We start from the raw sequence: 25,487 nt of genomic DNA on the forward strand, positions 1-25,487 counted from the left end.
ATGTTTAATAATTTTATAAAAAAATCAAGCAAGTTAATTGCTGTCGTGTTGGCTATAACATTAGCCTTTTCGCCGCTGAGTTATGCGGAGCCGATTCCTGTCGGAACATTATGGTCGGATTTTACTTCTGTGCTGTCGTCTGATGGAACGGCAGTTCTTACTGGGGACATAGTTAACACTAATCAAGAATCAACAACAAGCGGTTATATACAAACAGGAACGCTTATAATAGATGGTGGTATTTATGAAGATGATGAACTTACCGGAAAATATACGATAGATGGTAACGGGGAAGATACTTTTAGTGCAGCAGAAGGAAAAAGAAGAAGCATAATTGTAAACGATTTAACATTGAAGAATATAACGATGTCTAATTTTTCTAACGATAGTGCAACTATGGGTGGAGTCTTAACCGTAAATCCGTGGAAGGTATTAACAATAGTAAACTCCACATTTGAAAATAATCGTATTTGGCCTAATCTGGATGATGCCGGTGCAGGTGTATTATATAATGAGGGAACAACAACAATAGGTGTAGAAAATGATCCTTCAAGCAAAGTGGTGTTTTCCGGTAATAAGGCACAGGCCAAGGGCGGTGTAATATTCAATAAAGGAACATTGACAATAAAAGACAATGTAGAATTTAATTCAAATGTTGTTGATAACAGAAGATCTGAAAACAATGTTAGAGACGGCGGTGGAGCAATTTATAATACCGGTGGCGGAGAAATAACAATCGGTAAAAATGTAAAATTTGATTCTAATGAAGTTCAAAACAATAGAATAAATGGTGGAGCAATATACAATACCGGTGCAGGTTCAAAAATTGAAATAGGAGAGAGTGCTACTTTCAATAAAAATAAAACGTCCGGCACGAGAAACGATACTCATGGCGGTGCAATATATAACAATGCATCAGCAGAAATAGAAATTGGAAACGGAGCAAATTTTATCGAAAATGAATCCAAAAATGCCGGTGGAGCAATTTATAATAATAATGCAAGTGTAGTTATGCATGACAATATAAATTTTTCAACCAACAAGGCAAGAACGGATGGCGGTGCAATTTACAATAACGGTTCCGGCACTATAAACTACTTAGGAGAGAGAGCTTCTTTTGCATATAATGAAGCAGCAAACGGCGGAGCAATTTACAATAATGCTTCAAGTGGCAATATAAACTTGAACAATAGGTCATCTTTTACGTATAACGGAGCCACACAAGGCGGAGCAATTTATAATAACAGTTCAAATATGACTATCGGAGAGCGTGCATATTTTTCATCTAATACCGCAACACAGGCAGGTAGTGCAATATACAATGTAGGTTCCAATAAAAAAATAGAAATCGGTAAAAATGCCGTATTTGATAATAATAAAACAAGTTCTTTGGCATCTATGACAACAGGATGGATATATGGTGCTATATACAATAGACAGTCCACAATGACAATATCCCAAGGTGCAATATTCAGTACCAATACAGTTACAGCTTATCCCGGTACATCTGTTACTGCTGCAGGAGGAGCAATAACAAACGATAAAGGCGCTTATATGGAGATTGGTGTCGGTGATGACGAAGATCTTAAAACACAATTCGTTTATAATAGAGCCGATAAAGGTGGCGCAATAGATAATTATGACGGAGCTAAAATAAAAATAGGAAATAAAGCGGAATTTTTGGAAAATACGGCAAATGATATGGGCGGTGCAATATACAATGAGAAAAATGCTAATTTGACAATCGGAAGTAATGCAAAGTTTTCAACAAATACGGCAAATGATATTGGCGGTGCAATATATAATAACGATAATGCAAGAATAGAAATCGGAGATAATGCAAACTTTGAACATAATACAGCATTAAACGGTGGTGCAATATATAATACAAACAATGCAAGAATTGTAATACATGACGATGTAAATTTTACATCCAATACCGCAACAAATACATCCGGTGGAGCTATATATAATTATAGAAATGCTTATATTGAAATCGGAGATAATGCAAAATTTACTTATAATGAGGCACAAAATAATGACAATAGTGCAGGTGCAGCGATATATAACATGGAACAATCCACTGTGAAAATTGGAAATAATGTAGAGTTTTCTTCAAATACAGGTCGCGGAACAGGAGTAGCGATAGCTAATATTAATGCATCGACTACGACAATCGGCGAAAATGCAAAGTTCTACTACAATAAATCTACGAGTGACACCGATATGGATGTTACAAATAAAAGATATAGTGTCGGCGCAGCAATATATAATGACAACAAAGGTATTGTTAAAGTCGGTAACGGTGCAGAGTTTATAGGTAATACGAATAACAGTGCAAATGCTAATTATGAGGGTGCGGCGATATATAATACGGATACGGCTTCTATGTCAATAGGAAGTTCGATATTTAAAAATAATTATTCAACTGTTAACGGAGAAACTAAAGCAAGAGATATTTATAATGCCGGTAATTTGACTTTTACGGGTGACACAACTATGACCGGTGGAATTACCAATAATGATCAAGCAAATAAAGGAATAACAACAATTTCAGGAAATGTTACTTTAAAGGTTGGATATGATGAGACCGGACGAGCTGTAGACGGAGCAACATTTAAACAAAAAGAAGTTGTTGTAAATAGAGGTGCATCATGGATTTTGAATGTAGCTTTAAACGATAATGATTTTAAAATAACGGATACAGTTAAAAATTCCGGTAAAATTTATGTTAACGGTGATGGTGACTTATATTGGAGTACGGAAGGAACAGGAGATTATTATTATAACGGAAACATAAACATCAAAGGTACCAAATTGGAACATGGTACTATGTATATTCAAGGTGATGGTAATACTGTTACAAGAGATGCCGGTACAAATACAACCGTAAATAAAATTTTAGGTGATGACACTTATGATAATAACACCTTAAATAATAATGGAAATTTAACTTTAAATTTATCGAATTCGGATGGCTATACTTTGAAAAATTTAGTATCGACAGAAGACACCGGAATATTTAATATAAAGTTAAATACTAGAGATGTAGTTTTGGATTTAGATGGTAAAACCGTACAGCAGGCAACAACAGATTTATCAGGTACAAGATCGTTAACGTTGCAAAATGCGAAGATAGAGTCGGATTTGGTAAATAATTTAACCAGTAACAAAGGATTAACTATAGAAAATTCGGAAGTTGTAGGACAAATAACAAACAATAAGTCAACAATAAATATATTAGATAATTTTGTTATTCAAGAGGGAATAACGAGTGATTATAATGCAACAAAAAATAAAATAAACATAGGTAAAAGTGATAAAGCCGGTGTTGTAGAATCCTCAAAAACAATAGCATATCAAACAATAAATGTTTCCAGCGGCAGCTTAACAATGAATAAAGGCGGAGTGGATGGTAAAATATTGGACTCCGTAATATCTGTAACAAATAACGGAAAATTAACGGCAAATGCAAGTAATATAAGCACATCAGACGGACAAATAGATAATAAGGGTATAGTGGAATTTACCGGTGGAAGAAACAAGAACGATATAACAGGAACAGGAAGATTAGAAGTATCAGGTGATGTTGAAAATAAAACAGAAACAACAATAAATCAAAAAATAATAAATATTAATGATGGTAACAGTTTAACAGCAAATGCAAACGATATAACCGCAACAAACGGAATAACAAATGCGGGAACATTAAAATATACCGGCGGAACAAATAAAAATAATATAGGTGGTGACGGAAACTTAACTATAGACGGAACGGTAACAAATACATCAGGGAAAACAATAAATCAAAGTTCAATAACAATAACCCAAGACAGTAAATTAACGGTAAATGCAAGCAACATAACTACAGGAGCCGACGGAATAGGTAATGCCGGAACATTAAAATTTACCGAAGGAACAAACAAAAACACAATAACCGGAGCCGGGAAATTAGAGATATCGGGTAATGTAGAAAATTTAGCGGGAACCGGTATAAATCAAAAATCAATAGATATCAACGACGATAGCAGTTTTACTGCAAATGCAAGTAATATCACTGTAACCAACGGAATAACAAACGCCGGAACATTTAATGCAACCGGTGGTACGGTGGGTTACAATGTGTCCGGAACATCGTTAGAAAATTCAAAAGTAAATATACAGGGTGATGTTACGGTAGCTAGCGGAAAAAGAATAACCAATAGTGCAGTAAAGATAGAAGGAAATAAATCTCTTAAATTAGAAAAAGAAAATAGTTTAGATACATCTACACTGGAAATAACAAATGGTTCTACATTAGATATAAAAAACAATAATATAGGTGAATTAAATAATGTAAGCATAACCGGAGCAACTTGGAACTTAAAATTGGATGTAAATTTAGAAGAATCAAGTGCAGACAAGTTGATAATAGATACAGTAGCAGCAAACAGTATAGCAAAAATAACGGATATAGATTTTATAAGTAGTACTAACATTAAAGCGGAAAACAAAATTCAAATAGCAGACAAGAACATAAATGCAGAGTTAGCAAACGTATTAGCAGATAAAAGAATAAACGGAATATATTACAAGATAAGTGTAGATGGTACAGAAACAGATTCGACATGGTTAAAAATAGTAGCAGATACAGCCAAATACGGTGGGCTTGCAAATGCAGTGTATGATGGAGCTCAAACATATGAAGTTGTGGAAAATGATACTGTAACATCATGGATAAAAGGAACAAGAACATTAAAGAATGATTTAGAGATAATCGGTGGCGGAAACACGTTAAAAGCAACACCGACAAGCGGAACACTTGATGGTATTATTGTAGCCGAGAATACAAAATTAACAGTAAAAGATTTAGAGGAATTTTCAAAGTTTAGAACTGCGATAAAGGTAAATGCCGGTGGAGAATTAGAAGTATCATCGGTAAACTTTAGTACAAATACAGCAACAACATACGGCGGAGCAATTTATAATTCAGGTAATGCTTCAATTTCCGATTCGGGATTTTATGCTAATAGTACAACCGGTAGTAGTAATCAACCTGCTGGCGGAGCAATTTATAGTTATACCGGTTCATCTTTAACAATAAACAATGTAAATTTTAGCACAAATACCGCAAAAACATTTGGTGGAGCAATTTATCATTCCGGAACTAAATTAACAATTACCGATTCTGAGTTTTATGGTAATAAGGTAGATTCCAACGGTGGGGCAATTTACTTAAGCGGAAATTCTTCTGCTACAATAACAAATACAAATTTTATCAAAAATGAAACGACCAGGGCTTATAGTTCCGGTGGAGCAATTAGTAATGGTGGTTCTCTAATAATAAAAGATGCAACTTTTAGTACAAATACCGCCATAGGTTCCGGTGGAGCAATTAACAACGGTAAAAATTTAACAATTTATAATAGTACATTTGAAAATAACAATGCAGGAACGCGCGGTGGAGCAATTTATAATGAAAGAGGTAATGCTTCAATTTTCGATTCGAAATTTTATTCTAACAGTGGATCTACCGGTGGAGCAATTTCTATTAATTCAGGTAATGTTTCAATTACCAATTCGGAATTTTATAACAATCGAGCAAGTGGTGGTGGTGCAATACACAATATTGGTTCTGTTATTGTTGATAATTCGAATTTTTATGACAACAAAGCAGATGATACTGACGGTAAGGGTGGAGCAATTCTTAACCATGGAGAAGTAACAATTAAAAATAGTTCGTTTGCTAATAACATAGCAAAACAATATGGAGGAGCAATATACAATGGCTCTTCCAAATCATTGACAATAAACAATTCTGTATTCAGCGGGAACACGGCAAACGGAGAACTGAACGATATATATAACGATGGTTATTTGACATTTGGAAGTGGAACAACGACATTTGAAGGTGGAATAGTTGGAGCCGGAACATCTTCACAAATGAACATTAATACAGGAGCAACATTAGTAAGTGGTAGCGAAAGTACAATAAATCAATCACAACTAACTAACTACGGAACATTGATAAATGCAGGCTCTCTATCAGTAACAGCGTTAAACAACTATGCAGGTGCAACAATAACAAATGACGGAACGATGACATTGACAAATGCAACAGTAAATGAAGGAACAATAACATCTAATGCCGAAGATATAGTTATAGCAGGAGGGAAAATAACCAATAAGGGTGGAACATTTAATATAACCGGTGGAACATTGAGCGGATACAATATATTTGGTAGTGGTAGTACCGGAACAAATAAAGTGAACATAAATGGAGATGTAACGATAGCAAGTGATAGAAAGATAGAAGACAATATAGTAACAATAGAAAACAATAACAAACTTACTTTGGAGAAAGAAGATAGTTTATCATATGGTACAGGATTGACAATAACTGATGGAGCAACATTAGATATAAAGAACGATAATATAGGAACAGTAAAAAGAGTAAGCATAACAGCACCAACATGGAACTTAAAACTTGATGTAAATATAGACACATTAACTGCAGACCAGTTGGATGTAGTAAGTGTAGTAGCAAACAGCAATGCATTAATATCGGATATAGGTTTTATAGGAACAAATAATAATCTTAAAGCAACAAATCAAATTCAAATAACAACGACAAATAGTATAAATGCAACAACAGCTTCTGATACTTATAATATAGGTGGAATAAATTATAAAGTAACAGCAAGAAATGAATCTGATAGTACATGGTTGGACATAATAGCAGCAGGATACGGCGGGCTTGCAAATGCAGTATATGACGGGGCAAGTGAATATAATTTGACTGAATATGCAGATTATTTAACAGCTTGGATAGTGGCGGATGGAGTAACGCACAATGCATTAAAGGACGATTTAACAATAAATGGTAACAATAACATATTGGTAAGCACAACATCGGCACAAGGAATAATTGTAAGTGAAGATACAAAATTAACAGTAAACGATTTAGAGGCATTTAGAGGTTTTGAAAGAGCGATAACGGTAAATACAAACGGAGAATTAGTAATATCAACAGTAACATTTACAAATAATAGCGGAAATGCAGTGATAGCAAATGAAGGAACGGCAGAACTTTCAAATGTAACATTTAGTGGAAACGATGCAGATATAGATGTAGCAAATAGTGGGACATTGAATATAACCGGAACAGATAAGACAACGACATTAGAGAACGGTATAAGCGGAACAGGAACAACGATAGTAGCAGATGGTGCAGAATTAGTAAACGGAGCAGACAGCACAATAAGTCAAAAAAATATAACGGTAAGTGGGACATTAACAAGTGGTAACGAAACAAGCGGAGCAATAAGTACAACAGAAAAAGTAAGTGTAGGAGCAACCGGAAAAGTAACGACAAATGCAACAGCAGTAAGTGCAACAGGCGGAATAGACAATGAAGGATTAGTAGTATTTACCGGCGGAACAAATGCAAATGTTATAAATGGAACCGGAAACTTAACTATAGATGGAACAGTAACAAACGAAGCAGGTAAAACAATAAAACAAAGTTCAATAACAATCAATAACGGAAAGAGTTTTGAAGCAAATGCAAATGATATAACCACAACAGATAAAATAGAAAACGAAGGGACATTAACATTTAACGGAACAGGAACAAATGCAAATGTTATAAATGGAACCGGAAACTTAACGATAAATGGAACAGTAACGAATGAAAACGGAAAAGCAATAAATCAAAGTTCTGTAACGATAAATAGCGGAAAGAGTTTTACGGCAAATGCAAGTGATATAACCACAACAGACAAGATAGGAAACGAAGGAACATTAACATTTAACGGCGGCAAGAACGAGAATAATATAAGCGGAACAGGTAAATTAAGTATAACCGGAACAGTAGAGAATGCCGCAGACGTAAATCAAGGTTCAGTGGTGGTAGAAACTACCGGTAATTTAACAAATGATGAAGGAAAAACAATAACTGCAAACTCTTTGAGTAATAACAATGTTCTTAACAATGATGGCGATATTAACATAACTAACAGCATATTCAATTATAAAACTATTATAAGCACGGGAAACATAACGGCAGGAGGAACATTAAACAGTCGTGGATCTGCCACGTTTTTGAGTAGCGGAACCGTAACTGTTGGTGCTGTAAACAATTCCGGATTGTTTTCCAGTACCGGAACTATGACTGTGTCCGGAACGCTAGAAAACGGATCTTCCGGAACGCTTACAAGCAGTGGGACATTGTCTGTAGGAAATAAAATATACAATTCGGGAAAGATGATAAATCAAGAAGGTTCTCTTGTAGAAACAAATGATGTTTCACAAACCAGGAGAGATACAAGTATTTTTGAAAATTATGGTACTTTGAAATCTACAGGAACAATTTCAAATAGCGGAATAATAAATAATTATGAAGGGGCAGAAGTTTTAGCCAACAACATAACGAACGATGCTTATGGAAGAATGACAAATTATGGTTCAATAACATCCACAGGAACATTTACAAATGCAGGCACAATAACAAACGAAGGAACAATAGAATCTGAAAATGCGATAGCAAACAGCGGAACAATAACATCTAATGCAGACGGAATGAAATCAGAAATAGCAAATTCCGGAATATACAATATTAAAGGCGGAACGATAAGTTATAAGGTAACAGGTGAAAACGGAACAATAAACATAAATGAAGAAGAAGTAACAATAGCAGAAACTGTATCCGGGAACAATGTAAATTTAGGTACAACACTTAAATTGAAAGAAGAAGGATATTTAGTAAATACATCAACATTAACAGTAAACAGTGGAGCAACATTAGATCTTCAAAACGATAAGACAGGAACAGTAGGAGCAGGAATAAAAATAACCGAAAATGCAAATTGGAATTTGAAACTTGATATAGATTTAGCAAACGAAACAGCAGATAATATAAATGTAATTGAGATAGGAGATAACAGTCAGGCAACAATAAACGCAATCAAGATTTTGTCTGATAAAGCTTCCGAAACATTGATTAAAATAGCAAACTTGGATATAAATGCTCAAACAGATCCTAATCCATACATATATACGACAAATATCAGATACAGAATAGTTGTGGATGAAGAGCAAGCGGAAGGGACATGGTTAAAGATAGTTGCAGACGGATACGGTGGGCTTGCAAATGCAGTATATGACGGAGCACCAAGTTATAGTGTAACGGAAGATATAGATACAACATCGTCTTGGATATTGGGACAAAACACATTAAAGAATGATTTGGTAATAGAAGGAAATAATAAGATAATAACAACATCTACGGTTGACGGAAGTTATTTAACCGGAATAAATACAGGTTCACATAAACTGACAATAAAAGATGTAGCCGAATATTCAGGCTTTAAAAGTGCAATAACAGTACAATCGGGCGGAACATTGGAAGTATCTACAGTAACATTTAAAAATAATACGGCAGAAGGATTTGGCGGGGCAATTCATAATAACGGCGGACAAGTAAATATAGGAGACAATGTTTCTTTCAGTACTAACACATCAACTCATTATGGCGGTGCAATATATAATTCCGGAACAGTAAACATAGAGAACAACAGCACATTCAATTATAATTCTTCTTCCGGTGACGGCGGGGCAATATTTAATTACGGAGACCTTGTAATAGGAGACAATGCTGCTTTTGTTTCCAACAAGTCGGTTGGTGTAGGCGGTGCAATTTTTAGTGATACCGCTAACGGAAATTCCGCATTAATGACTATTGGTGACAATGCTGTTTTCAGTTCCAATACATCTGACAAAAGCGGTGGTGCAATATATTCTTCTTGGTTTGGAAATGCAACTATAGGCGATAATGCTGTTTTCAGTAACAATTCGGCATTGGGTTCCGGAGAAAATGGTCGCGGCGGTGCAATTTATAATGATGAAGGATATTTAACAATAGGTGAAAATGTTACTTTTGATTCTAATTCAGCCAGAGTAGGTGGAGCGATTTTTAACAGAGGATTGGTAACAACAATAGCAGACGGCGGAACATTCAGTAATAATTCGGCTGCGGAAAACGGCGGAGCAATTTATAATGAAACGGATTATAATGATTCCGGTGTTGTAAATGGTGTAGCAGAATTAAATTTAGTATCAAAAGAAAGCGATATGGTGTTTACCGGAAATACTGCAAACGGAGAATCCAATGCAATATACGATGACCACGGAATAATAAATTTATGGGCGGACGAAGGTAGAAGTATAATATTTAACGATAAAATAGTATCCGCGGAACAAGGAGTTGTAAGGGCAACCAGTACAATAAATATTAACCCGACAATATCATATGAACGCATTTCTCTTTTTAATGAAGCTCCCTATTATGAAGTTACAGAGGTAAGCGTTACCGAATCTTCCGGAACAGGAAAAGTTGTATTGAACGAAGATATGAGCGGATATAAAGGTAATGTTAACCTTTATGGCGGAACATTGGAAATGAATGCTGATTATGATACTAACGGATATAAATTCTTTGATACAGAAAACTTTATAGTTCATGCCGGAACATTCACAGCAAATGCAAGCAGTATGTTACACGGTTTTGTAAATAATGGATTAACAGTATTTTCGGGTGGAACAAATGCAAGCGGGAATAATATAACCGGAACAGGAGAATTAGATATAACCGGAACAGTAGTAAACGACGGAAGTATAACACAAACAAGAATAGATATAGCGGACGGAGCAAAATTAACAACACATAATAAATTAGATACATATACAAACGACGGAGAAATAGCAAATGAAGGAACATTGGAAGTTGCAGTAAGCGGTGATGCACAAAGTGCAAATAAGATAACAGGAAGCGGAGAATTGTTAATATCTGCAGGAACATTTGATAATACAGAAATAGACGGAAAAGTAGGAAGTATTGAACAAGGTAAAGTAACAGTAGCAGAAAATGCAGTATTAACATCAAGTGCAAGTTTGATAACAACGGAAAACGGAATAGATAATTCCGGAACATTGAAATTATTTGACGGAACAAACACAAACGAGATAACCGGAGATAACGGAAGATTGGAGATAGCGGGAACAGTAGAAAATGCTGCCGATGTAACACAAAATCATGTAGAAGTGGTAAGAGGCGCTAAATTAACAAACGAAGAAAATAAAACCATAAATTCAACAAGAATAATGAATAGAGGAACGATAGATAATTCCGGAAAAATAACAGCAAAAAATTTTGCTAACAATTCAAATTCAATACTGACAAACGAAGGTGAAATAGAAGTTGAAAACGGAATAGGAAATAAAGGAATTATAACATCAAATGCAGATAACATTAAAGCTACAATAGAAAACATCGGAACAGGAACATATAATGTAACCGGCGGAACAATAAGTTATAAAGTGACAGGTTTTAACGGCGAAAACGGAATAATAAATATTAATGATAGTGAAGTAACAATAAGTACTTCAATATCAAATAATACCGTAAATTTGGGAACAACATTAAAGTTGGAAAAAGAAGAATATTTAGTAAATACATCAACATTGACAATCGGAAACGGAGCGACATTAGATATTCAAAACGAAAAGATTGGACAAGTATCGGCAGTAAAGATAACCGATGCAAGTTGGAATTTAAATTTGGATGTTAAGTTAGATGATGGAACGGCAGATACATTAAACATAATAGAGTCTGTTTCCGGTAAAGCATTATTAAATTTAAACTTTATGGAAACAGAGAACAATAAAGCAGAAGCGTCAATACAAATAACAAATGAAAGTATAAATGCAAGAGTAACACCGGAAGAAGAAATTGAAGATGTAATTTATTCAATAGTAGGCGGAATTAAGTATAAAATAACGACAGAGAATATAGATACCGGAGACAACAAAGGGACATGGTTAAAAATAGTAGCGGACGGATACGGCGGATTAGCAAGAGCGGTATATGATGCAAAAGAAGTTTATGAAGTAGAAGATGATGTAGATGAAACATCGGCATGGATATTGGGCAACAATACGATAAAGAAAGATATGGTAATAAACGGTAATAATAAAGTGATAACGACAACACCGGAAAGCAGCAGATTTTTAACAGGATTAAAAACAAGCACGAATACATTAACAATAAAAGATGTAATTGAATATTCCGGATTTGACAGAGCTGTGGCAGTAGAAAAAGATACTGAAAATAATAAAAAAGGAACATTAAATGTTTCAAATGTAACGTTTACAAAAAATACCGGTGAAGCTGTGATAGTAAATGAAGGAACGGTAAATCTTTCAAGTGTAACATTTGGTCAAAACTATACAACAACAGATGTAGAAAATAGCGGACAATTAAATATAGTTGCGGATGGAGAAGGAACGACAACGACATTAGAAAAAGGAATAAGCGGAGAGACAGGATCAACGAGAATAGAAAGCGGAGCAGAATTAGTAAACGGAACAGAAAGTAAAATAAATCAAAAACAAATAGAGATATTCGGAACATTAACAAATAACAACGAAATTGCAAATACAATAACATCTAATGATATGTATATAGGTAGTGATGGAAAATTAACGACAAATGCAAGTGCATTGAAAGTAGTAAATGAAATATCAAATTACGGAAACATAATTTATACCGGCGGAACAAACAGTAACGAAATAATCGGAGAAGGATATTTAACAGTAACCGGAGATTTGATAAATAACAAATCAATAACTCAAAGCAGTGTAACAATAGCAAGCGGAGTAACGGAGAACAGTGAAGAGTCAAGAATAAAGACGACAGGTGAAGGTATAGCAATAGCGGAAGGAGCAAAATTATTAACACACGGAGAATTGGATACACATAGCAGCGGAACGGGAAAGATAGCAAATGAAGGAACATTGGAAATATCTGTAGCCGGCGATGTACAGAATTCAAATGTGATAGACGGAAGCGGAGAAATGTTGGTAAGTGCGGGACAATTCGATAATATGTACGATGCAGAAACTGGAAGCGGAACGATAAAACAAGGAAATATAGTGGTAAATAGCGGAGCGGTATTAACATCATCGGCAAGTGCGATAACGACAACAGACGGAATATCAAATGAAGGGACGGTAATATTTTATGACGGAACAAATGAAAATATAATAAGCGGAAACGGAGAATTAAATATAGATGGTGTAGTAACAAATGAAGCAAAAGCAGAACAAAGCAAAGTAACAATAAATGACAACAAAAAACTAACAACAAGTGCAGATAATGTAGTAACGACAAACGGAATAGTAAATTCAGGAACAGTGACATTTAATGCAGGAACAAATAAAAATGAAATAACAGGAGAAGACGGAAGATTAGAGATATCAGGTGAAGTGACCAATGATGCAAATGTAACACAAAAAGAAGTTGAAGTTATAAGCGGAAAATTAACAAATAATGCAGAAAAAACGATAAATGCAACTTCAGTAACAAACAGCGGAGAGATATTAAATAACGGAACAATAGATGCTGCAACAGTAACGAACAGCGGAAAAATAACATCTAATGCCGATAACATGAAAGCGGAAGTAGATAATGCCGGCGAATATAACATTACGGGCGGAACTGTAAGTTATAAGGTAACCGGAGATAACGGAACAGTTAATATTAGAGCCGATGAAGTGACAGTAAGTACAACAGTAGCAGGGAACAATGTAAACTTGGCAACAACACTTAAATTGGAAGAAGAGAATTATTTAGACGATTCAACAATAACGATAGAAGAAGGAGCAACATTAGATCTTCAAAACGATAAGATAGGAACCGTAGGAGCGGGAATAAAAATAACCGAAGCGACATGGAATTTAAAATTGGATATAGATTTGGCAGACAAGAAAGCAGATACATTAACGATATCGGAAGTAGAAGTAAACAGTATAGCGAAGATAAACGGTATAAAATTGTTAAATGACGGAGCAGCCGAAACATTAATTCAAATAGCGAATTTAGATATAAATGCACAAACGGAACCGAATCCGTATACATATACAACAAATATCAGATACAGGATAGTTGTGGATGAAGAGCAAGCGGAAGGGACATGGTTAAAGATAATTGCGGACGGATACGGCGGACTTGCAAATGCAGTATATGACGGAGCATTAAGTTACAGTGTTACTGAAGAAACGGATGATACAAAAGAATGGATATTGGGTAACGATACATTGAAAGCCGGTATGACTATAAACGGCAACAACAGAATATTAACCACAACAACCGGATTAACCGGAATAAAAACAAGTTCATATGCATTAACGATAGAAGAGTTGAAAGAATTTTCAGGATTTGAAAATGCAATAACCGTAGAAAATATAGACGGAATAAAAGGAAGTTTGGTCGTATCAAGCGTAGCATTTACGAACAATACCGGAAATGCGGTGATAACAAATGAAGGAACAGTAAATCTTTCAAGCGTAACATTTAGCGGAAACAATACAACCGCAGATATAGCGAACAACGGAATATTGAATATAGACGAAGGAGTTGTAACGATAGAAAACGGAATAAATGGTGAAAACGGAACAACAAATATAGCAAGCGGTGCAACATTAACAAACGGAACAAGCAGCACAATTAAACAATCAAGTATAACAATAGCAGGAACATTAACAAATGATAACGAAACTGCAAATGCAATAGAAGCAACGGATGAATTTGCAATAGCAAACGGCGCAACATTAAAGACAAATGCGGGAGCAGTAAAAGCGGATAACGGAATATCAAATGAAGGAACAATAATGTTTACCGGCGGAGAGAATACGAATGCAATAACCGGAACAGAGGGAGAATTGATAATAGATGGAGAAGTAATAAACAGTGCAACCGTAGCACAGAAGAATGTAATAATAACAGCAGAAAAGAGTTTAACGACAAGTGCGGACAAAATAACAACAACGGGAGAGATAACAAACAGCGGAACATTGATATACACAGGTGGAACAAACGAGAATATAATATCAGGGGCAGGAACGTTAAATGTAGAAGGTGCATTAGTTAATAATAAGAATATAAGCCAAGATACAATAAATGTAAATAGCGGAATGTTCGCAAACAACGCGGCAATAAATGTAGGAACAGGAATAAATGTGGCAAACGGAGCGGGCTTAACAACAAATGCAGATAATATTAATGCAGTATCTGCGACAATAATAAATAACGACGGAACATTAATATTTACGGGTGGAACAAATAAGAATGAAGTAAGCGGTTCCGGAAACTTAACAATAGACGGAGAAGTAGTAAACGAAGGTAAAGTAGAACAAGGAAAAGTTGCTGTATCAACAGATAAAAAATTGACTACAAATGCAGACAATGTAGTAACAGCAAACGGAATAGTAAATATCGGAACAATAACATTTACGGGCGGAAAGAATACGAACGAAATAACCGGAGGCGAATATAGTGACGGAAGATTGGAAATTGCAGGAGAAGTAGAAAACGATGCAGATATAGAACAAAATGAAGTTATAGTAACAAACGGTAAGTTAACTAACAATGAAGGAAAATCAATAAATATAAACGATTTAACAAATAAATCGGAAATAACAAATGCCGGAACAATAAATTCGTATGATTTGATAAATGAAACGAATGCATTATTAGATAATACGGGAACATTGGAACTTATAAATATAACAAACAACGAAAATGCGACAATAAACAATGAAGAAGGCGGCTCAATAGATACAAGTAAGTTATCTAACAGCGGAACAATAAATAATGCATCGGAATTTGTTGCGGCTGAATTAACAAATAATGGAACAATAACAAGTTCCGGAACAATAACTTCAAATAAAATAGAAAACAACGAAAACGCAACAATAACCAATAAAGAAGGCGGAATAATAGATACGAATGAATTTTACAACAGCGGAACAATAAACAATGAAACCGAATCGGAAATAAAGGCAACAAGGATAACAAACAGCGGAACAATAACGAACGAAGGTACAATAGAAAGTACAAATGTGATAGAAAACAGCGGAGAAATAACATCTCATGCAGAACATATTGTAACCGCAGAAATAAAGAATAACGGCGGTAAATATATTGTTACCGGCGGAACAGTAAGTTATAAGGTAACAGGTAACAACGGAACGATAGATATTAAGACCGATGAAGTAACAATAGCAAACGACATAGAAAACAATACAATAAACTTGGAAACTACACTTAAACTACAAGAAGAAAGTTATTTAAAAGATAGTTCAACATTGTCAATCGGCGGGACAAATTCCGTATTGGATATTGAAAACGGAGAAATAGGAACGGTAGATGCGGAAGTGGCTATAACAGCTGCAAATTGGGAAATAAAACTTGATATAGATTTACAAAATGCGACAGCAGATATGTTAAGTAATGTGGCTGATAACTCCGGCACGGTAATGATAAGTGCATTAAATATTTTAACAGATAAAGCAAACAACGATAAGATAAAGATAGCTAATGCAAATATAGTAAATATCGAAGATGAAATATATTATTTCTCTACAGATTTAATGAACTATAAGGTAGTATTAACAGGTGATGAAAACGGATCATATTTACAATTAACGGCAGAAGGATACGGCGGACTTGCAAATGCAATATACGACGGTGATGAGACATATTCGGCAACAGAAAACGATATGGTAACGGCATGGATAAACGGTAAAAATTATTTAACAAGTGATTTGGAAATAATCGGCGGCAACAATGTATTAACAAGTACAACAAATGTTGAAGGTGTTGTTGTAAGCGATAATACAAAGTTAAATATGCATGATTTGGCAGGATTTAACGGATTCAACAATGCATTAAAAGTAAATGAAAACGGTGAATTGATAGTATCAACAGTAACATTTGCAAATAATACCGGAGATGCGGTAATAGCAAATGAAGGTAAGGTAACATTATCATCAGTAACATTCAGCGGTAACGAAACAACAACAGATATAGCAAACGACGGAGAATTGACAATAAGCGGAGAAGGTGTAACATTAGAAAGAGGTATAACCGGAACCGGAACGACAACAATATCAAGCGGAACATTGATAAACGGAGAAGGAAGTACAATAAGTCAACAAAATATAAATGTAGAAGAAGACGGAACATTAATAACAGATGCTGATACGGTAGTTTCGACAAACGGAATAACAAATGATGGAATAGTAGCATTTACTAACGGAACAAATACAAATAATATAACCGGAACAGGAGAATTGGTAATAGACGGAACAGTAACAAACAGTGCAAGTGTTAAACAAAGTACGGTAACCGTAAACAGCGGAAAGAGCTTAACAACAAATGCAAATGATGTAGAAACAACAATAGGTATAACAAACAACGGAGAATTAGTATTTACCGGCGGAACAAATGCAAACGCAATCACCGGAGAAGGTTATTTAGTAACTACCGCAGATTTAACAAACAACGGTAATGTAACTCAAAGCAGTGTAACAGTATCTGCAGGTACATTTGAAAACAGCGGAGAAATAGTAACAACAGGTACAGGAATAGCAATAGAAACCGGGGCAACATTGATAACACATAACTTGTTAGATACGTACACAAATGACGGAGCAATAACAAACAACGGAGTATTGGATATATCCGTAAGCGGTGATGCACAGAGTGCGAACATAATAAAGGGTGACGGAGAATTGTTAATAAGTGACGGAAGATTTGATAATACCGAAATAGAAGGAAAAGCAGGTAGTATAGAACAGAAGAAAGTGACGGTAGAAAGTGGATCGGTATTTAGTTCATCTGCAAGTGCGGTAACAACAACAGAAGGAATATCAAATGAAGGAACAGTAATACTATATGACGGAGAAAATGTAAACAATATAAGCGGAACAGGAAAATTAGAAGTAGCCGGTAAAGTGGAAAATAACGAAGAAGCAACAATCAGTCAAAAAGATATAGAAGTAAGCGGAGAATTAACCAATAATAATGATACTGAAAATGCGATAACGGCTACAAACAGAATAACAGTTGTTGAAAACGGTTCAGTAACTACAAATGCAAGTGCAGTAGTTGCAACCAACGGAATAGTAAATGCCGGAAGTGTAACATTTACCGGCGGAACCAATACTAATAAGGTAACAGGTGACGGAGAACTTAATGTTACGGGAGAAGTATTAAATAACGGAGAAGTTAAACAAAGCACAATAACAGTAACTGAAAGCGGAAGTTTAACAACAAGCGCAGATACAATAAGAGCAACGGAAGAAGTAACAAATGATGGCAATTTAATATTGACCGGCGGAACAAATAAAAATGTTATTAACGGAACAGGAACAACAACAATAGATGAAGAATCAAATGTTGCAAACACAACCGGAACAATAAACCAAAAAGAAATAAATGTTTTGGGAACATTAACCAACACCAACGATAACGGCGGAGCAATAACGGCAACGGATAAAATAACGGTTGTTGAAAACGGTTCGTTAACTACAAATGCAAATGCAGTAGTAGCAGAAAACGGAATAGTAAATGCCGGAAGTGTAACGTTTACCGGTGGAACCAATGCTAATGGAATAAGCGGTTCCGGAAACTTAACAATAACCGGAACGGTGGAAAACGCTGCAAACATAGAACAAGGCGAATTAGAAGTAACGACGAACGGAAAATTAACAAATGATGCAGGAAAGACAATAACAGCTGCAATAATAACAAACAGCGGAACAATTAACAGCACCGGAACAATAAAAGCAGAAAATATAACGAACGATGAAAATGCAACAATAGTAAACGAAGGAACAATAGAAAGTACAAATGCGATAGAAAATGCCGGAACGATAACATCTAATGCAGATAATATTAAAGCGGAAATAAATAACAGCGGAACATACAATTTAACCGGCGGAACGGTAGGTTATGAAATAACCGGAAACAACGGAACAATAAACATTAAAGACGGTGAAATAATAATAGATAACTCTGTATCAAATAATAATATTAATTTAACAGGAACAACATTAAAGTTAAATGATGAAAGTTATTTGGCAGACACAACAACATTGATTATGGGAGACGGTGCTACATTAAATACACAAAATGAACAAATAGGAAATGTTGTTGCACCGATAACGGTAGCAAGCGGTATAAATTGGAATTATCAGTTAGATTTGAATGTGCAAGAAGAATCAGCGGATATGTTAACGAATATAACTGCAGAATCCGGAAGCCAAGCAACAATAGATGATATTAAATTCTTAACGGACAGCAATAAAGCAGAAACGACAATTCAAATATCAGAATCTAATATATATGCAATAACATCACCGGACATTTATACAACAAATATCAAGTATAAAGTAACTGCAGAAAATACCGATGACGGAACATTCTTGAATTTAGTTGCAGAAGGATACGGCGGACTTGCAAATGCAATATATGACGGTGCAACAAGTTATAGTATAACGGAAGATACCGATTATGTTACCGCTTGGATAGAACAACCTGAAGGAGTAACAAACAACTTCTTGAAAGAAGATTTAATAATACACGGAAACGACAGCATATTAACAAGCACAACAGGAGTTGTCGGAATAAATGTAGATACACATACATTAACAATCGAAGATTTGGCAGAAATGTCCGGATTTGAAAATGCAATAACAGTAGAAAAAGTCGGTGAATCTTCAGGAACAGCAACGATAACAAATGTAACATTTACAAATAATACCGGCGATGCGGTAATAACAAATGAAGGAACAGTAACATTATCATCCGTAACATTTAACGGTAACCAAACAGATACCGATATAGCAAATAACGGAGAACTAATAGTAACCGGAGAAGATGCGGAAACAGTATTGGATAAAGGTATAACCGGAGAAGGAAACACGACAATAAACAATGGCGCAACATTAACAAACGGAGAAAACAGCACGATAGAACAAGATAAAGTAACGATAGACGGAACATTGATAAATGATAATGATTCTCTTGAAGCAATAACGGCAAACGATATAACAATCGGCGAAGACGGCTCTTTATTAACAAATGCCGGAGCCGTAAGCGCAGAAAACGGAATAGATAATTCCGGATTGATAACATTTGTTGACGGAACAAACAGAAACGAAATAACAGGTACAGGAACAATAAATATAGTCGGAGATGTAATAAATGATGCTGCCGTTCAACAAAGTACCGTAACTGTAGCCGAAGGTGCAAGTTTAACAACAAATGCAAGCAATATAGAAACAACGACAGGAATAACAAATGTCGGTGATTTAATATTTACCGGCGGAGAGAACAATAATGTAATAAGCGGAAGCGGGACATTAACGATTGAAGGAAGTGTAACAAATAATGATGATAAAGGAAGTATAGAACAAGGAACGATAGCGATAACAGAAGACGGAAGTTTGGTAATAAATGCAGATAATATAGTAACAGAAAACAAGATAACAAATGCGGGAGAAATTGAGTTTACCGGCGGAACAAACGTAAATACAATAACAGGCGAAGGAAGTTTGGAAGTAAGCGGAGAAGTTGTAAACGAAGGAAACATAAAACAGAGCGAAGTTACAATAACAGAAGGAGCAAACTTAGAGACAAATGTAAATAATATAGCGGCAACAGACGGAGTAACAAATGACGGAACAATGACATATACCGGAGAAGGAACGAATAAGAACGAGATAGCGGGCGAAGGAAACTTAACAATAGCCGGAACAGTAACAAATTCAACCGGAACGGCAATAAGCCAAAGTTCAGTAACGGTAAGCGGAAGTTTCACGGCAAATGCAGATGATATAACGACAACAGGTGATGGAATAGCAAATGAAGGAACATTAACATATACCGGCGGAACAAACGATAGTGATATAAGCGGCACAGGAGAAACTGTAATAGCCGGAGATGTTACAAATGCAGATGGAACAACAATAGATCAGGATAAGATAACAGTAAATGATAACTCGGAATTTACAACAAACATCGGAGATGTAACAACAGACAGCGGAATAGAAAACAGCGGAGATATGATATTTGTAGGCGAAGGTGAAAACAGCAACATAATAACCGGAAGCGGAAACTTAACAATAGAAGGAACAGTAACAAACGATGATGAAAACGGAAGCATAGAACAAGGAACAATAACGATATCAAAAGATGGAAGTTTAACGATAAATGCAGATAATATAGTTACAGACAACGAAATAACAAATAGCGGAGACTTGGAATTTACCGGCGGAACGAATGTAAATACAATAACCGGAGACGGAGACTTGAAGATAAGCGGAGATGTAATAAATGATGATGATAAAGGAAATATAAAACAAACTACGGTAACGATAGACGAAGGAGCAAGCTTAGAAACGAATGTAAATAACATAGTGGCAACAGACGCAATAACAAACGACGGCGAAATGACATATACCGGAGAAGGAACGAACAAGAACGAAATATCAGGAAGCGGAAACTTAACAATAGACGGAGAAGTAGAAAACTATATCGGTACAACAATAAGTCAAACATCAATGACTGTAACCGATGGCAGCGGATTTAAGACAAGTGCGGATGACATAACAACAACAGACGGAATAGAAAATGACGGCACATTAACATTTACCGGCGGAACAAATACAAACGAAATAACCGGAGATGAAGGTAAATTAATAGTAGAAGGCGATTTAACTAATCAAGCAAATATAACACAGAAAGAAATAGAAATAACCGGCGGCGATTTTGAAAACGAAAGAGAAAGTTTAATAACGGCAGATGCAATAACGGTAGCAGACGGTTCATCATTAATAACCGATGCAGCAGATTTGAATATAAATGACAGTATAACAATAACCGGAGAAGGAACGGTATTGAGATTAACGGATGAAGAAGAAGCTGAAATAGCTGCAACAATAATCGGAGCAGGAAAGATAGTAAAAGAAGGTGAAGGAACGGTAACATTAAGCGGTGATAACTCATATACCGGAACAACAACAATTACGGGCGGTGCAATAGAAATAGCAGCAGAAACCGGAATAAGCGAAAATACAATATATATGGCCGGCGGAAAATTAATAATAAACAGTGAGAATGAAGTTAAATTGGCAAATGAGATAATGGGAACAGATAAAAACGATGTAAATATAGAAGTTGTTGGTGCAGACACGATATTAACCGGTGAAATATTCGGAAATAAAGATTTGGTAAAGACAGGAAACGGAATATTAGATTTGCAAATGGACTCCAATTCATATACGGGAGATACTGTAATAAATGAAGGCGGAATAAGAGGAACAACAGAAAATATCAACGGAAAAGTTGTAGGCAGCGGAGATGAAAAATCATCGGTTGAATTCTACGACGAAGAAGGCGAAGTTACATTAAACGAAATTGTCGATATGGGAACATTCGATAAGACCGGTGCTGCAACAATGACGGTAACAAATAATTTTAAAGCGATAAATGCAAATATTACAAACGGAACATTTGTAATCAACAATGATTCTTCAATGGGTGGAAGCGGAAGCACTTTTGAAGTAACCGATACAATGAAATTGACGGATTCTATATTAAAAGGATACGGAGATATAACGGCAGGCGATTTGATAATAGGTAAAGATGCGTCACTTGCACCCGGAAATTCAACAACTACATTCAAAGTAAACGGTAACTTAATATTTGAAGATAACGGAAACTATGATGTAGAATTCGGACAATTCGATATGGATAGTGAAGGTCACTATAATGATAATACTCAAGTGTCCGGAACAACAACAATCGGAGAAGATGCAACAATAACATTGAACAACTTGGAAGGGAAATATTATGTAAAAGAAACAATAGAATTAATAAATTCAGAAACATTGGCAGACGGATACGAATATAAAGAAGGTAATGTTGAATTCAATGATAACGATGCAACCGATTTAAGACCGGGATATGATACAAGAATATCAACAAGAGTATATACCGAAGGAAATGTATTGAAGATAGAGTTACAGAGAAAACAAAGTGAATATTCGCAGGCAACAGATTTTGATAGAAGTCACAACGAACAAGAAGCGGCAAATGCAATAGATGCTGTCTCAACAGGAAACGGCGGAGATATAACATTACCGTTAGATGTGATGGAACATTTCTACTATTATGAAGATCCTGAAACGGGAGAAACAAATATACCCGCATTGAAAGCTGCACTCAACGATGTTGCCGGTGTAATACATGCAAATGCAACCAACTTAACTTTCTTTAATTCAAAAGCCGAACATGTATACGATAAGATTAAAGAAAGAACAAGTTATGCACCATGCACAAAAATTCACGATAGAATATGGGGAGAATATTATTATAATACGTATAATGTTGAAGAAGATGACAACTCACCGAAATTTAATACAACTACAAACGGATTCTTAGTAGGATTTGATATTGTATCATCTAAAAAACAAGAAACGGAATCTTCAAATGAAAATTACGAAAACAGAGAATTGAAAATAAACTATGTAAACGGTAACAGACAAAACGAATATTTTGTTGACGGTAATGAAGTAGGAATAAACGAATATTTCGTTGACGGAAACATAGTTCCAAAAAAATATTATGTAAGAGGTAATGAAGACGAACCTATAGAATATTTTGACGGTAACGAAATGAAAAAGAATGAAAAGTATGAAGCTGTGCCGCAAGTATATTTTGTTGATGGCAATGATATAAAAGTAAACGAAAAATCTGCGGAAAAACCGGGCAAATATTATGTTACCGGTAATGAAGAGGCTCCGAACGAATACAATGTTGATGGTACCGAAAATGATGCTGATGTACAATATGAAGATGAAGCGGAATCAAAAGGACAATGGATAGTAGGCGTTATGGGAGGATACGGGACAAACGAATTGAAACAGAGAAAAGATAAAACGTCTATGAATGATATTAATTTAGGTTTATATGGCGGATATGAAAATGATAAATGGTTATTGAAAGGTATGTTGTTGGGCGGATATGAACAATATACGATAGATAGAACAATAGAGTTTATGGATAGAACCGCAAACAGTGATCATAACGGCTACAGTGCAGCATTGGATTTGGAAGCAGGGTACAAAATAAGTTTGAATAAAAAAGACAGTCAGGCAAGACATAAGATGTACTTGAAACCGTTTGTGGGAGTAATCGGAAGTTATATGAACAATGAGGGTTATGAGGAAAAAGGTGCCGAATCATTGAATTTGAAGATAGAAAATTATGATGCAATGACGGCAGAAGCAAGAGCCGGACTTGAAATAAACGGAAAAATAAAGAAGTTCGGTTGGTATGCTAAAGCCGGAGTAAGACAGTTATTAACCGATAAACGTAACGAAATAGAGATATCGTTATTGGATTTTGCCGATGAAACCAAGATGAAGATATGGAGTGCCGAAAATGCTCAAACGACATTGACCGGCGGAATCGGAGCAGACTATGATTTATCTGAAAACTGGACAATATTCGCAAACGGTTTAGGAAATTTTGCAGATGTGTCAACAAACTATTATGCAAATATAGGATTGATATATAAATTCGGATGCAAACATAACAAGAAAGTTATGAATGAAAATAAAAAAGAAGAAAGAGTGATAGAAATAGTTGATAACAATGCAAATGAGGAAGAAGAATTAAGAAAACAATTGGAAGAAAAAGAAAGAGAATTGCAGGCTGCTAAAACTAAAGAAGAACAAGAATTAAGAGACAGAGAAAAAGCTTTACGGGAAGCTGAAGAAAGAGAAAAAGCATTACAAGAACAATTGCAAAATTATGAAGCTAAAATCGTAAGTGAGCAAGAAGCTCAACAAATGAAAGAAAAGACTATTAAAAGTATAAGAATATCAGGTCCTACATTTAATTTCGGAACCACTAAACTTAGTGCGGACGGAAAAGGAAAATTGAAAGAGGTGGCAAACGAGATACAAAATTATCCGGATGCGGAAGTATTGATAGAAGGTCATACAGACAGTGTGGGAAGTGATGAAGTTAACCAAAAGTTGTCCGAACAAAGAGCTTCTTCGGTGGCAACATCGTTAAAGAAAGATCATAAAATTAAAAATGATATTTCCGTAATCGGTAAAGGGGAAAAAGAACCTATAGCTTCAAATGCAACAAAAGAAGGAAGAGCTAAAAACAGAAGAGTGGAAATAATTCTTACAACAGCAGAATAATCAGATGTATGGAAGTATAGACGGATAGAAGTATAGACAGCAACAAGTAATAATGTGGATTAAATCCGTAATTTATAAAAATTAAAAGATCGGAAGAGTTTTTCTTCCGGTCTTTTTTATGGTTGTTAACAACTTGTGGATAACTTTTGTTTTTAATACATATTTACCGAGTATATAAGAACCGTTATAGTGACGGTTGATAAGTATTTCGGTTGTTATTAAATAGAAAAAAATTGTTGACAAGTGTCCGGTTGGCAGTTATACTTGTATTGCCCTTGGTGATGTAGTAACAAGTAAAACTTGTGGTACGGACTGCCATAACTGTCCCTTTCACCAAGGGCTTTTTATTTGCATAAAAAAAAGCACCTTTCGGTGCTTTTTCAATT

1 protein-coding gene is annotated in these 25,487 nt (G+C 35.2%); it reads left to right on the forward strand.

The features are described from left to right. The gene (locus B2Y85_RS06090) at positions 1–25,101 is read left to right on the forward strand and encodes an OmpA family protein (RefSeq protein ID WP_372519587.1); all 25,101 of its coding nucleotides are present in this window, start codon (positions 1–3) and stop codon (positions 25,099–25,101) included. The last annotated feature ends 386 nt before the right edge of the window (positions 25,102–25,487 follow it).

The organism is Candidatus Ruminimicrobiellum ovillum, assembly GCF_002392975.1.
Lineage (GTDB): Bacteria > Elusimicrobiota > Endomicrobiia > Endomicrobiales > Endomicrobiaceae > Ruminimicrobiellum > Ruminimicrobiellum ovillum.

Bases quoted from the DNA above. Each gene is read 5' to 3' on its own strand.
- B2Y85_RS06090 (WP_372519587.1), top strand. From the start codon at position 1: ATGTTTAATAATTTTATAAAAAAATCAAGCAAGTTAATTGCTGTCGTG.